This window comes from Sphingomonas sp. NPDC079357, from assembly GCF_044901155.1.
In the GTDB taxonomy this organism is placed as follows: domain Bacteria; phylum Pseudomonadota; class Alphaproteobacteria; order Sphingomonadales; family Sphingomonadaceae; genus Sphingomonas.
Genome location: NZ_JBJDOM010000001.1, coordinates 1364208 through 1378575, shown reverse-complemented (window position 1 = coordinate 1378575; position 14368 = coordinate 1364208). Strand labels below are relative to the sequence as shown.

Genomic DNA, 14368 nt, shown 5'->3' with positions numbered 1-14368 from the left:
TCAACGGCGCACGAACTTGGCCTTGATCGTGCGCACCTGATCGAGCCGCAGCAGCAGGATCGCCGCCGCATAGACCAGCCCGCCGGCGGCGAGCGCGACCAGCGTCATCGGCACGCCGGTGACATGCGCGAACGGCAGCATCGCCGCCGCCATCGCCGCCCCGGCCACCAGCACCTTGGCATTGTCGCGCCCCAGCAGCCGGATGCCGAATGTGCGCCGCGCCAGCAGCGCGCTGACCGCATAGCCGCTCGCCTGCGCCAGCAGCGAGACGCCCGCGATCCCGATCAGCCCGTAGCGGTGCAGCGACAGCGGCCCCAGCGCCACGAAGGTCGCGATCGCCAGCGCCGGCGCGATCATCAGCAGCCGCATGTGCCGCGTCAGCTGGAACGCCACCTGCAGGTGATAGATGGTCAGCAACCGCAGCAGCGCCGCCGCGGTGACCAGCGGCAGCAGCGGCGCGCTTTGCGGCGCCAGCCGCGCGCCGAGCAGCAGATGGCTCACTGGCCCCGACAGCACCGTGGCGGCGACCAGCACGGGCAGGCACATCGCCACGTACATGACGGCATTGCCCTCCAGCAGCACGCGCGCCTTGTCCGGGCCTTCGTCCTCGTATGCGCGGACCATCGCCGGATACATGGTGATGTTCACCGCCAGCATCGCGAAGCCCAGCGTCTTCTGCAGCAGGTCGGCCGGGGCGGCGTAAAAAGCCACGCTGGAGGTGCCAAGAATATGTTCGACCTGATAGCGGTCGAGCACCCCGACGCCGTACGACAGCCCCGAACTCAGCATCAGCGGCGCGCCCAGTTTCAGCATCCCGCCCATGATTTCGCGATCCTCGGCCCGCGCGCCGCGCACGCGCAGCCGCCGCCACACCGCGTCGGTGGCGATTCCGCCGATCACCGCGATCGCCTGTCCGATCACCAGACCCAGCAGCACGCCCGACAGACCCAGTCCATAGCCGAGCACCAGCGCAAGCCCGATGATCAGCGACAGCGCCGAACGTGTGACGATCACCCAGAAAGTGTGCCAGGCGGCATGCCGCGCGCGGCTGATAACGTTGAGTTGCGTCAACGCCACCTCGCTGATGAGGAAGACGAACAGCACCCACATCCACCGTGGCCCGAGGCCGAAGATCGTGTGCCCCGAAATCGAAAGGATGGCGGTCAGGATGCCGAGCAGCAGGATCAGGCCGAAGACGATCGTGAACAGCGCATCGGCCCGCGCCGGATCGATGCGGGTCGCGGCGGTCGGCGAATAGAGCGTCCGCGCGCTGACGATCCGCGCCCATTCGAACAAGATCGCGTTGATGAGCAGCGCCGTCGTGGTGATGAGCGTGAACTGGCCAAACTCGACGGGCGGCAGCAGCCGCACCCAGAGCAGCAAGGAAATGAAGTTCAGCCCGCTGGAGATCGCTAGACTGAGCGTGTTGAGAACCGCTGGACGCGCCACGATCTTCCTCTTCAACAAAACGCCGCGAGCCATGCCGGATTTGTGGCGCGGTCGCCATGCGCTTGTCGCGAATAATGTTGCGGCGCAATACGAAAGAGCCCCCTTCCATCGGGAAGAGGGCTCAGGCGGACGAAGGGACCGTGCGGCGATCAGCCTTCGACAGGAAAGGACGGACGCTCAGCGCTGGCAGTAGCGCGGATTGTCCGACCGCTCGACCGCGTTGCCGGCCAGCGCACCCGCGCCCGCGCCGATCACGGTGCCGAGCGTGCGATCGCCGCGCTGGTCGATCGTGCGGCCAAGCAACCCGCCAGCGATCGCGCCGAGCACCGTGCCGGTCGTGCCGCTCTGGCAACGCGCGCGATAGCGATAGCGGCGGTCGTCGCGGTCATAACCGCGGTAGCGATCGTCGCGGTCATAGCCGCCGCGATCGTATTCGGCATAGCGCGGGCCGCGGTTCCAGCCGTCACGATAGGCGCCGCGATAGGCACGGTCATGATCGCGATAGCCGTCGTCGTCATCATAGCTGCGATAGTCGCGCGCGTAGTAATCGCGCTGCTCCCACCGCTGCGCCTGCGCCGCGACCGGCGTCAGCGCCACGATCGCCAGCGCCGCAGACCCGAGACCCATCGACATCTTCTTGAGCATGATCCAGCTCCCCTTACGCACCACCGCCGCAGGCCGGAGCGGCTGCGACGATCACAGGGATAGACTCGCGTGATTGAGCGGAGACTGAATGCGTCCGTTATCCTGCGTTAAGGTCGATATCCGGTTGCAACGACTTTCGGGCATCATCGCTCGCCCGTCGGAGAAGCGAGAACGAAAAAGCCAAGCCCTTCTAAGCGTCTATCTTCCCTAAGCCCCTTCCCTTCAGGGGAATGGCCGGGTTGGGGAAGTCGCGGGTGCTGGGCTCGGTGAAACGCAGCCCCACTCCCTGCCCCTGCCCTGAAGGGGAGGGACGGGGCGGTTTCACGTCAACCCGCGCTATACGACCGACCCCTCGGTCAGCCCCGATCCACCGAGGATCAGCGCAATGCCGATGTCGTTGCGCAACGCGGGCGGCAGCGTCACCTCCAGCGCATCGCCGGTGCGTACGAAGCGCAGCGGCGCGTTGCTCCCCGGCACCGTCACGCGCTCCACCGTCCCGCGTCCGACGCGATTGTCCCTGGCCAGCAGCGTCAGCCGCGCGACGCCGTCCTCGGGCCAGCCGAGCACCAAAGCGTGCAGCCGCCCGCCCTTCGTCACGTAGCGGATGTCCTTCGCGCCATAGAGCGACTTGGGGCCACCCTCCGAGAACAAGCCGCCGCCGCCGTTGCGCGGTCCCTCGCCATGCACGCGCCACGGGCGGGTCGCGTAGATCGCCTCGCCATAGCGCTGCATCCACGCCGCGATCCCCTCGACGATCCGCTCTTCCTTGTCGTCGATCGTGCCGTCGCCGCGCAGCGGCACGTTGACCATCAGATTGCCGTTCTTCGACACCACGTCGCACAAGGTGTGGATGACGGTCGCGGCGGATTTGTAGCGATCCTGATCGTAGACCGCCTGATCGTAATGCCATTCGCCGATGCAGGTGTCGGTCTGCCACGGAAAGCGCTCGATGTACGTCTTGCCGCCGCGCTCGACGTCGTCGACCACGCCCATCCGCCGTTGCGGCGGGATGTTCTTGCCCGTCACCACGGCGTTTAGTTGCCCGCGATTCCACGCCATGCTGCGGTTGTAGAAGTAAGCGGTGATGTCGAGCCCGGCCTGTTCGAGCGGCAGGTCGAAATTATCGAAATAGACCAGATCGGGGCGATAGCGGTCGATCAGCTCCTGACAGCGTAGATACCAGTTGCGCACGAAGGCCGGATTGGCGGGCGTGCCCTCGTTCCACAGCCGGTCGTGCGCCTCGTGCCATGCATCAGCCTCCAGCAGCGTCTCGATCCCCTCGGGCATGATGTCGTCGCGCCCGGTATAAAGCTGCTGCGGGTCGAGCCCCTCCCACCATTTGCCCTTGCCATCGGCGGCGGTCAGCCGGAACGCGTCGTAACGCTGCCCGCGCCGCGGTCCGACGGGATCATAGCCGTAGGCGGCCTGGTTCCAGTGCCAGGCGTGCGCCGAGTGGTTCGATACGCCGAAGCGCAGGCCCCGCTCGCGCGCCAGTTTCTCCCACGTGCCGACGATGTCGCGCTTCGGCCCGACGCGCGTGCTGTTCCACGCGTGATGCGTCGAGGCATAGCAATCGAGATTGTCGTGATGGTTGGCGAGCGCCATGAAATAACGCGCACCCGCCTTCTGATAGAGGTCGATCAGCCGCACCGGGTCCCACTTCTCGGCCTTCCAGCGGTTCTGGATCTCCATGAAGCCGGTGTCGGCGGGATGGCCGTAATTCTTGAGGTGGTGCGCATATTGCCCCGAGCCCTGCAGGTACATGTTGCGCGCATACCAGTCGCCCGCGGCGGGCACGCATTGCGCGGTCCAGTGCGCCCAGATTCCGAACTTGGCGTCGCGAAACCAGTCGGGCACGCTGTAGCCGTCGGTCAGTGAGCGCCAGTCGCCGGTGAAGGCGCGCGGGGCAGGGACGCGCACCGCGCGCGCGCCGCCGGGGCGCGTGCTGTACGCACAGGTCGCGGTGGTCGCCGCGCCCGCCGGCACCGCCGCCAGCGCTCCTGCGGTCGCGCCCGCGCCCAGCGCCTGCCTGCGTGTCACCTTCATCGGGCTGCTCCTCTCACGATAATTCGTTGTTTTGAAAACTGGTTTTCACGATCATGCCGCGCGACCCGACCGATGACCACCCCCTTTCGGCGCGCTTGCGGCGGCGGGCGTCCTGCCGCACAGATCGTGGCAACAATCCTGCCGGAGTTTTCCATGCGCCGTTCCGTGCTGTCGCTGCCGCTTATCGCTCTGGCCACCGTTGCGGCGCAGGCGCCCCAAACCCAGACCCAGCCAAAGACCCGGCCGCCAGCCGGTGGCGACATCCCCGCCGACTTCCGCCTGCCGACGGTCGAGCGCGACTATATCAAGCAGGAGGTGATGATCCCGATGCGCGACGGGGTGAAGCTCCACACCGTCATCGTCATCCCGAAGAACGCGACCAACGCGCCGATCGTGCTGACCCGCACGCCGTACAACGCCTCGGCGCGCGCGAAGCGCAGCGACAGCCCGTCGATGCTCAACGCGCTGCCGCTCGCCGACGAGATCTTCGTCAAGGGCGGCTACATTCGCGTCTATCAGGACGTGCGCGGCAAATATGGGTCGGAGGGCGATTATGTCGTGACACGCCCCGTCATCGGCCCGCTCAATCCAACCAAGGTCGATCACGTCACCGACGCGTATGACACGATCGACTGGCTGGTGAACAAGACGAACCTGCCGCAGTCGAACGGCCGCGTCGGGATGATCGGCTCGTCCTACGAAGGCTTCACGGTCGTGATGGCACTGCTCAACCCGCATCCCGCGCTCAAGGTCGCCGCGCCGGAAAGCCCGATGATCGACGGCTGGATGGGCGACGACTGGTTCCATTACGGCGCGTTCCGGCTCGCCAATATCGCATGGCTCGGCGGGCAGACCGGCTACAAGAGCGGCGGCCCGCTGCCGCCGACCGGCGGCTATGACGATTACGACAATTTCCGCGACAAGTCGGCGGGCGACTGGGCGAAGCAATCGGGCTACGACCAGCTGCCATACTGGACGCGCATGTCGCAGCATCCCGCCTATGACGGTTTCTGGCAGGGGCAGGCGCTCGACAGATTGCTCGCCGCCAATCCCTCGAACGTGCCGACGCTCTGGGAACAGGGCCTCTGGGATCAGGAGGACATGTACGGCGCGATCACCGCCTGGGAGGCGCTGAAGGGCAAGGGCAAGACCGGCAACAATTTCCTCGTGATGGGGCCGTGGCGGCACAGCCAGGTCAACCGCGAGGGGCGCAGCCTCGGCCCGTTCCAGTGGAACGGCGACACCGCCGCGCAATTCCGCGAGCAGATGGTGCGCCCGCTGTTCGACCAGTATCTCAAGGACGGCGCGCCCGCGAACCTGCCGACCGCCGCGATCTACAACACCGGCGAGAACCATTGGGACCGTTTCGCCACCTGGCCGCTGGCATGCGAACAGGGCTGCGCCGCGCCGCTGACGCCGATGTACCTTCAGGCGGACGGCGGCTTGTCGCTGGCGAAGGGCGCGTTGGGCGGCGACGCCTACGTCTCCGATCCCGCCAAGCCGGTCCCGCATTTGCCGCGCCCGGTCAATTTCGACGACGGCCGCTGGGGCGACTGGCTGGTCAGCGACCAGCGCCCCGCCGACGGCCGCACCGACGTGATGACCTATATGACGCCGGTGCTGACGCAGCCGATGCGCGTCTCGGGCGCGCCGATCGCGGACCTCTATGCGAAGACGACCGGCACCGACGGCGATTTCGTCGTCAAGATCATCGACGTGCTGCCGCCCAACGTCGCCGACGCGAAGATGGGCGGCTATCAGCTGCCGATCAGCCTCGACATCTTCCGCGGCCGCTACCGCAACAGCTTTGCCAAGCCGAGCGCGATCCCGGCCGGCAAGGTCCAGCGCTATCGCTTCCGGCTGCCGACCGTGAACCACGTCTTCCAGCCGGGCCACCGCGTGATGGTGCAGGTCCAGTCGAGCCTGTTCCCGCTCTACGACCGCAATCCGCAGACCTACGTGAAGAACATCTTCTTCGCGCAGCCGGGCGACTACCGGAAGGCGACGGTGACGATCGAACGCGGCGGCGCGCAGGCCAGCGCGGTGCTGTTGCCGATCGTTCCAGTAGTGCAGGGGGCGAATTGATACCGTCGCCCCGGACGTGATCCGGGGCCCCGCTTCTTACGTCCGTTCCCCCAACACCAGCCCCGCCCGCAACCCGCGCCCGTCCTCGCCCGGCGTGAGCGTCAACGCGCCCCCATGCGCGGCGGCGATCCGCGCGACGATCGACAGCCCCAGTCCCGATCCACCGCTGCGCGCCTCGCCTTTCCAGAACCGCTCGCGCATCTTCACTAGCCGCTCGGGCGGGATCGGCGCGCCGTCGTCGCACACGCACAGCCGCGCGCCCGGCCCGGCCGATACCGCGATCCGCGCCCCCGCCGGCGTATGCCGCACCGCATTGTCGATCAGATTCTCCAGCGCCAGCGTGATTGCCGCCGGCTGGCCGGGGATCACCGCAGCCCCATCGACCTGCAACGCGATCGTCCGCCCCGAGGCGAGCACCCCCGGCGCGCGCTCCGCCACCACCTCTTCGGCGAGCGCACCCAGATCGACCATTGCGCCGTCGCCCTGCACCGGCCGCTCCAGATCGGCGAGGCTCAGCAATTGCGCGATCACCCGCGCCGCGCGATCGACCTGCTGCAACAGCGCCGCGCGCGCCGCCGCATCCGGCACCGCATCGGCGCGCAGCCGGATCGTCGCCAGCGGCGTGCGCAGCTCATGCGCGACATCCGCCGCGAACGCCGCCTGCGCCGCGAACGCCTGCTCCAGCCGGTCGAGCGCGGCATTGGTCGCCACCGCCAGCGGCTCGATCTCGGCAGGCAGCGTCCCCTGCGGCAGCCGCCGGTCGAGCGCGCGCGGCCCGATCGCGGCGGCGGTCTGCGCCGCGGCCCTCATCCGCCTTCGGATCCCGCGCGTCAGCCACGCCGCCATCAGCGGCCCCAGCATCACGAACGGCAGCAGCAACAGCACGAACCGCTTGAGGAAGGTCGTGACGATATCGTCGGTCACCACCTCGGGCGCGGTGCTGTCCTGCGCCACCACGATCCACCGCGCGCCCTCCGGCCGGCTGAGCACCGCGACCCGCCCGCGCCGCACCAGTTCCGGCCGACGCGCCAGCGGCACGTCGGCCGGCACCATCGCCCCGCGGGCGGCCACGACATGCCGCCCGGCATCGACGATCGCCAGCGACAGTCCGCCCGCGAGCAGGTCGACGCTCGCCATTGCGCGCGCCGCGTCGCCGTGATCGGCACTCAGCCGGTCGGCGACGCGCTGCGCCTGCTGGTGGAGCACCTCATGCTGGTAATGCCGCGCCACCCGGTGAAGCAGCGCCCCCACCGCGATCGGCAAGGTCACTGCGGCGGCCAGCGCGATCGCGACGTGGAGCAGCGCGAGCTGCCCGAACAGCGACCGCGGCCACCACCGCCTCATGCCGCGCTGCGCAGCAGATAGCCGACCCCGCGCACCGTATCGATCCGCGCCCCGGTCGCGGCCTCGTCGAGCCGCTTGCGGAGCCGGTGGACATAGACCTCGACCGCATTCTTCGAGCCCTGATCGCCGCCCGCGCCGAACAACTGGTCCTCCACCACGCGCTTGGGCACGACATTCCCCGCGCGCCGCAGCAGCAGCTCCAGCAACTCGGTCTCGCGCGCCGAGAGGGTCAGCACCGTCTCGCCGACCCGCACCGTCCGCGTCTCGACATCGAAGGTCAGCCGCGCGCAGGTCAGCGACACGCCCAGATACCCGCCCTGCCGCCGCAACACCGCCAGCAGCCGCGCATGCAACTCGTCGGCGTCGAACGGCTTGACCAGATAGTCATCCGCGCCGTCGTGCAGCCCGCGCACGCGCGCCTCGACGCTGCCGCGCGCGGTCAGCACCAATACCGGGCGCGTCTCGCCCGCCGCGCGCCGCCGCCGCAGCCATGCCAGCCCGTCGCCGTCGGGCAGCCCGAGATCGAGCAGGATCGCGGCATGATCGACCGCGGCCATATACGCCTCCGCCTCGTCCAGCGACGCGGCATGGTCGAGCGTCAGCCCCCGCTGCAACAGCGCCGCCGCCAGCGCCTCGGCCAGCGCGCGGTCGTCCTCTATCAATAATATGCGCAAGAAGCCCCCGCAGCGCAGCAATAGTAAGAAACATGTAAGTCGGCATCGCTAGGGGCCTTACGGTTCACCGTACGCAGAGTCGATCATGCACGCAGCCGACGAATCCGTCCCGCTTCCCCCCGCGAACCGTTTGTCGCGCCCGGCGCAGTGGCGCTGGCTGGCAATTGCCGCCGCCGCGCTGGTCGGCATCGTGCTGCTCGTCACGCTGATCGGCAAATGGACGCATAAGGAAGAGGCGCCGCCCGCGCCGCCGCCGCCCGGCACCTTCCGCCCCACGCCGACACAGCTTGCGGGGCTCCAGACGATGCGCGTCGGCGAGGGCGGCTCGGCCGAGCAACTGCTGGCGAGCGGCGCGATCACCGTCGATGGCGACCGCAGCACGCCCGTCCTGATGCCGTACGCGGGTCAGGTCGTGAAGGTGCTGGTCGAGGCGGGCGAGCGCGTCGTTCAGGGTCAGCCGCTGATGCTGGTCCGCACCGGCGATTTCGTCGACGCGCGCAGTGGGCTGTTCGCGGCCCGCGCCGCCTATCAGAACGCACAGGCGCAATTGCTCGCGGCGCAGCGCGCGGCCGACCGTCAGAAGCAGATCTACGAAACTGCCGGCGGTGCGCTGAAGGATTACCAGCAGGCGCAGGTCGATCTCGCCGCCGCACAGGCGAGCGCGCGCACCGCCGCCGCCTCGCTGGGCGCGGCGCGCGACAAGCTGGCGGTGCTCGGCAAGTCGCCCGCCGAAATCCGCCGGCTGGAGAATGTCAGCGAAGTGTCGGGCATCCATGACGTCACGACGCTCCACGCGCCGATCAGCGGGCTGATCGCGTCGCGCGACGTGTCCGCCGGGCAATATGTCGGGCAGGGCGGCGACAAGCCGGTGATGACGATCACCGATCCGTCACGCGTCTGGCTGGTTGCGCAGGTCGCGGAAGGCGATGCGGAATCGATCCACGTCGGCGATGCCGCCACCGTCACCACCCCCGCGCTGCCGGGCCGCACGTTCAGTGCGCGGATCGATCTGGTCGGCGCGGCGCTCGATCCCGTCACGCACCGCCTGCCGGTGCGCGCCGCGATCGCCAATCCCGGCGGCGCGCTCAAGCCGCAGATGTTCGCCAGCTTCGCGATCCGCCGCGCCAGCGCGGGCGCGGAGATGCGCGTTCCGGCGGCGGCGGTGATCCACGAGGGCGAGCAGGCGCGCGTGTGGGTGGTCCAGCCCCATAATGTGCTCGCCTCGCGCGACGTCGTCACCGGCGACAGCCAGGACGGGCAGGTCGCGATCGTCAAGGGGCTCAACCCCGGTGAGCGGATCGTCACCGCCGGCGCGCTGTTCGTCAACGAAGCGGGGCTCGGCGAGTGAACCGCCTGGTAGGCTTTGCGCTGCGTCAGCGGCTGCTGATCGTCGGCGTCTTCGTCACCATGCTGGTGGCGGGCGTCATCGGCTTCCTGAATCTCAATATCGAGGCCTATCCCGATCCGGTCCCGCCGATGGTGGAGGTCATCACCCAGACGCAGGGCCTGTCCGCCGAGGAGATGGAGCGCAACGTCACCATCCCGATCGAGGTGCAGATGGCGGGCATCCCGCATCTCACCGCGATCCGCGCGATCAGCCTGTTCGGCCTGTCCGACATCAAGATCCAGTTCAGCTACGATTACACCAACGAACAGGCGCGGCAGCAGGTCATCAACCGCCTGTCGCAGCTGCCGCCGCTGACGGGTGGCGCGCAGCCGACGCTGTCGCCGACCAGCCCGGTCGGGGAGATCTATCGCTACCGGATCGCCGCGCCCAAGGGCTATTCGGTCATGGATCTCAAGACGTTGCAGGACTGGGTGCTGCAACGCCGCTTCAAGCGCATTCCCGGCGTGATCGACGTCACCGGCTGGGGCGGCAAGCTGCGCGCCTATGACGTGGTGATCGACAACGACCGGCTCTCCGCGCACAATGTCACCGTCAACCAGGTGTTGCAGGCGATCGCCAAGAGCGACGGCAACGTCGGCGGGCAGACGATCAACTTCGGCAGCCAGGCCGCGATCGTCCGCGGCGTCGGGCTGATCCAGTCGCCGTCGGGGATCGAAAACGTGCTGGTCGGCACCGCCGGCGGGCAGCCGGTGTTGGTGAAGGACGTGGCGAAGGTCACGATCGGCAACACGCCGCGGCTCGGCATCGCTGGCTATAACGATCAGGACGACATCGTGCAGGGCATCGTGCTCATGCAGCGCGGCGCGCAGTCGATGCCGACGATCGAGCGCGTCCAGAAGGAAGTCGCCGAGATCAACGATTCGGGCGTCCTGCCGCCCGGCGTGCATCTGGAGCGGATCTACGACCGTTCGGATCTCATCAAGTTGACGATCCATACCGTGCTCGAAAACATGGTGGTCGGCATCCTGCTGATCTTCGCGTTGCAATGGCTGTTCCTCGGCAATTTGCGCAGCGCGATCATCGTCGCGGCGACGATCCCGTTCGCGCTTGCCTTCGCGATCCTGATCCTCGTGCTGCAGGGCGAAAGCGCCAATTTGCTGTCGGTCGGCGCGCTCGATTTCGGGCTGGTGGTCGACGCCTGCGTCATCATGGTCGAGAACATCTTCCGCCACATGGTCGAACGATCCGCCAACGTCGAAAGCGGCAAGGGGCATTATTCGCTCGCCAGCCGCTTCTCGGCGGTGCTGGGCGCGTCGAGCGAGGTCAGCCGCGGCATCTTCTTCGCCGCCGCGATCATCATCGCCAGCTTCCTGCCGCTGTTCACGCTGACCGGGGTCGAGGGCCACATCTTCGGCCCGATGGCCAAGACCTATGCCTATGCGATCACCGGGGGCCTGATCGCGACCTTCACGGTCGCGCCGGTGCTCGCGACCCTGCTGCTCCCCGACAAACTGTCGGAGGTCGAGACGTTCATCGTCGGCAAGCTGCGCCGCGTCTACGAACCGGCTGCCGCCTTTGCGCTCGGCAATCGCGTGCTCGCGCTCGGCGGTGGCGTGCTGTTGCTGCTCGTCGCGATGGTCGGCGTCCGCTCGCTCGGTATCGAATTCCTCCCGCATCTGGAGGAAGGCAATATGTACATCCGCGCCACGCTGCCGGCGTCGATCAGCCTTGAGGCGGGCGAGCCGACCGTCAACGGCATCCGCCGGATCATCGCGGAATATCCCGAAGCGACCGCGGTGCTGTCCGCGCACGGCCGCCCCGACGACGGCACCGACGCGACCGGCTTCTTCAACGCCGAATTCTTCGTGCCGCTCAAGCCCGCCGACGAATGGCCGTCGGGCATGACCAAGGAGAAACTGATCGACGAATTGTCGAAGCGGCTCAGCGCCAAATATCCCGGCGTCGACTTCTCCTTCTCGCAAATCATCGAGGACAACGTCGAGGAAGCCGCTTCGGGGGTGAAGGGCGCGAACTCGATCAAGCTGTTCGGCCCCGACCTGCCGACGCTCGAGAAATACGCCAACCAGATCAAGGACCAGATGGGCAAGGTGCGCGGGATCGAGGATCTCGGCGTCTTCCAGTCGCTCGGCCAGCCGACCGTCCGCATCGACGTCGATCGTGCGCGCGCCGCGCGCTACGGGCTGACCCCCGACGACGTGAACGGCGTCGTCGCGGCGGCGATCGGCGGCAGCAGCGCGGCCGATCTGTACGAGGCCGGCACCGACCGGCACTTCCCGATCGTCGTGCGGCTGAAGTCGGAACAGCGCGATTCGCTGGAGGCGCTGCGCCGGATCACGATCGGCGCGCCCGCGCTCGATGGCAGCGCGCAGACGATCCAGGTGCCGCTGTCGGAGGTCGCGAACGTCCGCCTGACGTCCGGCGCGTCGTTCATCTATCGCGAGCATCAGGAGCGCTACATCCCGATCAAATTCTCGGTGCGCGGCCGCGATCTGGGCGGTGCGGTCGAGGAGGCGCGCGCGCGGATCCAGCGCGAGGTGCATCTGCCCGCCGGCTATCACCTCGAATGGGCGGGCGAGCTCGACAATCTCAACAACGCGATTGCGCGGCTGGAGATCGTCGTGCCGATCAGCCTGTTGCTGATGCTGTTGCTGCTCTACGCCAATTTCGGATCGATCCGCGACAGCCTGCTCGCCTTTGCCGCGATCCCGCTCGCGGTGATCGGCGGGGTGCTGGCGCTGGCGCTGACGGGCACCGCGTTCAGCATCTCGGCGGCGATCGGTTTCGTGGCCTTGTTCGGGATCGCGGTGATGGACGGGATCCTCGTCGTCACCACCTTCAACAATGCGATCGACGAGGGGCTCGATCGCGCGCGCGCGATCGCGACGACGGTGCGCCATTCGCTGCGCCCGGTCGTCATGACCTGTCTGGTCGCCGCGATCGGTCTGCTCCCGGCGGCGATGTCGCACGGCATCGGCAGCCAGGTGCAGAAGCCGCTGGCGCTGGTCGTGGTCGGTGGCATGACGCTCGCGCCGGTGCTGATCCTGCTGATCCTGCCGGTGCTGATCGACCGCTTCTCGAAACGTGTCGCCCCCGCCGATCGCGGCGCGCATGGCCGCGACGTCGGCCACCATAATGGCGGATCGGAGGTGATCGCATGACCCGCACGCTCGCCCTGCTGCTCGGCTGCACCGCGATGGCGGCGTGTTCCGTCGGCCCGCGTGACCTGGATCCGCATATCGCGCTCCCGGCGGCAACGACGCCGGCACCGATCACGCCGGAGAGCGCCCCGAGCCAGGTATTTTCGGGGGCGTCGGCGTCCCCGGCGGCATGGTGGACGGCATTTGCCAGTCCGCAACTCGACATTCTGGTCACCGAAGCGCTCCGCCACAACAACGACATCGCTACCGCCGACGCGTCCTTGCGGCAGGCGGCTGAACAGGCGCGCGCCGCCGGCGGCGCGCTGCTGCCTCAGGCCGACGTCAGCTATCAGGCGGAAAGAACACGGGTTTCGGACGCGATCTCGCCGGTGATCGCGAACCAGAACCAGCAGCTGTACACGCTCCACACCGCGCAGGTGAACGTCAGCTACACGCTCGACGCGTTCGGCGGCACCCGCAGCCGCGTCCGCTCCGCCCGCGCCCAAGCCGCGGTGCAACGCAGCCGCTTGGACGCGGCAAGAACTACTGTTATCAGTAACTTGGTACAGTCGGTGATCCAGCGCGCGGCGCTCGCCGACCAGCTCGACGCGGCACGCACCGCGGTCGCGGTCAACCGCGACATCCTCAACCGCCTGCAACTGCGTCAGAAATTGGGCGCGGTCGGCGCGGCCGATGTCGTGACGCAACAAACGGCGCTCGCCGCCGCCGAGGGCGCGCTGCCCGCGCTGGTCCGACAGGAGGCGCATCAACGCGTTGTAATCGCTGCATTGCTCGGCCGCGCCGCAGGTGATCCGCTGCCCGATCTCCCGACACTCGCGCAGCTATCGCTGCCCACGCAATTGCCCGCGGTGCTCCCGTCCGACCTCGTCGCGCAGCGCCCCGACGTGCAGGCGGCGCGCGCGCAACTCGAAGGTGCCGGTGCCGACGTGCAGACAGCGATCGCCGCACGCCTCCCGTCGATCACGCTCAGCGCCAATGCCGGCGGTTCCGCGCAACGGTTCGGCGATATGTTCAAGGACGGTAACCCATTTTGGACGCTGATCGGCGGGATCACTCAACCGCTGTTTCACGCCGGGCAGCTCCGTCATCAACAACGTGCTGCGGAGGCGGCGCTCGACGGTGCCAAAGCGGGTTATCGTACGGCGGTGCTGACCGCCTTCGGTGACGTGTCCGACGCGCTCACCGGCCTGTCGACCGATGCGGTGGCGCTGGACGCCGCGACCCGCGCCGCAGATGCCTCGAACCAGGCGCTGGCCTTCGCGCGACGACGGCTGGCGCTGGGCGACATTGACACGCTGACGTTGCTCAACGCCAGCGCCGCCGATGCGCAGGCACGCGCGCAACTCGTTCAGGCGCGCGCCGCGCGGTTGACCGACACCGTGGCCTTGTACGCCGCGGTCGGCGGCCGGATTGCGGCCCCTAATTAGTTCGTACTTTCCAAGAGTTGACATAGGCTATCCGGAAAATAGTAAAAGACTCCGGACTGCCTTGCCGTGCCGATAATCCCAGTATCGCACGGCCAAGAAGATGAAGCGAGCGTGAAAATTGCTCGGGTTTGCTTGTCATAGCTTCGTCACGATCTTGAAGCCGAATCGAAT

At 68.0% G+C, this 14368-nt stretch carries 9 protein-coding genes; 4 read left to right on the top strand and 5 right to left on the bottom strand.

The window, feature by feature from the left end; genetic code table 11:
- The 3 genes from ACI2JO_RS06395 to ACI2JO_RS06385 form a co-directional block, all read right to left on the bottom strand.
- Entirely contained in the window at nucleotides 1–1449 is a 1449-nt protein-coding gene (locus ACI2JO_RS06395; protein ID WP_404719865.1) for a lipopolysaccharide biosynthesis protein, read from the bottom strand.
- A 177-nt stretch (nucleotides 1450–1626) separates the two neighbouring features.
- Nucleotides 1627–2094 (bottom strand): glycine zipper 2TM domain-containing protein, encoded by a 468-nt coding sequence (locus ACI2JO_RS06390; protein ID WP_404719864.1) that lies wholly within the window; start codon nucleotides 2092–2094, stop codon nucleotides 1627–1629.
- 336 nt (nucleotides 2095–2430) lie between these two features.
- Nucleotides 2431–4140 carry an alpha-L-fucosidase gene (locus ACI2JO_RS06385; RefSeq protein WP_404719863.1) on the bottom strand — a complete coding sequence of 570 codons (1710 nt, stop codon included), beginning with the start codon at nucleotides 4138–4140 and terminating at the stop codon, nucleotides 2431–2433.
- Nucleotides 4141–4293: 153 nt separating this feature from the next.
- On the opposite strand from ACI2JO_RS06385, the gene ACI2JO_RS06380 reads away from it, so the two are divergent.
- On the top strand, nucleotides 4294–6225 hold the full coding sequence (locus ACI2JO_RS06380) for a CocE/NonD family hydrolase (protein WP_404719862.1): 1932 nt from the start codon (nucleotides 4294–4296) through the stop codon (nucleotides 6223–6225).
- A gap of 36 nt (nucleotides 6226–6261) precedes the next feature.
- Here ACI2JO_RS06380 and ACI2JO_RS06375 read toward each other — a convergent pair whose 3' ends face one another.
- Together ACI2JO_RS06375 and ACI2JO_RS06370 are read right to left on the bottom strand one after the other, a co-directional pair.
- On the bottom strand, nucleotides 6262–7569 hold the full coding sequence (locus tag ACI2JO_RS06375) for an ATP-binding protein (RefSeq protein WP_404719861.1): 1308 nt from the start codon (nucleotides 7567–7569) through the stop codon (nucleotides 6262–6264).
- On the bottom strand, nucleotides 7566–8243 hold the full coding sequence (locus ACI2JO_RS06370) for a response regulator (protein ID WP_404719860.1): 678 nt from the start codon (nucleotides 8241–8243) through the stop codon (nucleotides 7566–7568). The genes ACI2JO_RS06375 and ACI2JO_RS06370 overlap by 4 nt, the downstream gene beginning before the upstream one ends.
- Before the next feature lie 85 nt (nucleotides 8244–8328).
- On the opposite strand from ACI2JO_RS06370, the gene ACI2JO_RS06365 reads away from it, so the two are divergent.
- The 3 genes from ACI2JO_RS06365 to ACI2JO_RS06355 are packed head-to-tail and all read left to right on the top strand — an operon-like array spanning nucleotide 8329 to nucleotide 14197.
- On the top strand, nucleotides 8329–9591 hold the full coding sequence (locus ACI2JO_RS06365; RefSeq protein WP_404719859.1) for an efflux RND transporter periplasmic adaptor subunit: 1263 nt from the start codon (nucleotides 8329–8331) through the stop codon (nucleotides 9589–9591).
- The gene (locus ACI2JO_RS06360) at nucleotides 9588–12770 is read left to right on the top strand and encodes an efflux RND transporter permease subunit (protein ID WP_404719858.1); all 3183 of its coding nucleotides are present in this window, start codon (nucleotides 9588–9590) and stop codon (nucleotides 12768–12770) included. Before ACI2JO_RS06365 ends, ACI2JO_RS06360 begins: the two co-directional genes overlap by 4 nt.
- Nucleotides 12767–14197, top strand: coding sequence for an efflux transporter outer membrane subunit (locus tag ACI2JO_RS06355; protein WP_404719857.1), 1431 nt, complete (start codon nucleotides 12767–12769; stop codon nucleotides 14195–14197). The genes ACI2JO_RS06360 and ACI2JO_RS06355 overlap by 4 nt, the downstream gene beginning before the upstream one ends.
- Nucleotides 14198–14368 lie beyond the last annotated feature (171 nt).

Coding starts and splice junctions, on each gene's coding strand:
- ACI2JO_RS06390 (WP_404719864.1), bottom strand. CDS start 2,094: ATGCTCAAGAAGATGTCGATGGGTCTCGGGTCTGCGGCGCTGGCGATC.
- ACI2JO_RS06385 (WP_404719863.1), bottom strand. CDS start 4,140: ATGAAGGTGACACGCAGGCAGGCGCTGGGCGCGGGCGCGACCGCAGGA.
- ACI2JO_RS06380 (WP_404719862.1), top strand. CDS start 4,294: ATGCGCCGTTCCGTGCTGTCGCTGCCGCTTATCGCTCTGGCCACCGTT.
- ACI2JO_RS06375 (WP_404719861.1), bottom strand. CDS start 7,569: ATGAGGCGGTGGTGGCCGCGGTCGCTGTTCGGGCAGCTCGCGCTGCTC.
- ACI2JO_RS06365 (WP_404719859.1), top strand. CDS start 8,329: ATGCACGCAGCCGACGAATCCGTCCCGCTTCCCCCCGCGAACCGTTTG.
- ACI2JO_RS06355 (WP_404719857.1), top strand. CDS start 12,767: ATGACCCGCACGCTCGCCCTGCTGCTCGGCTGCACCGCGATGGCGGCG.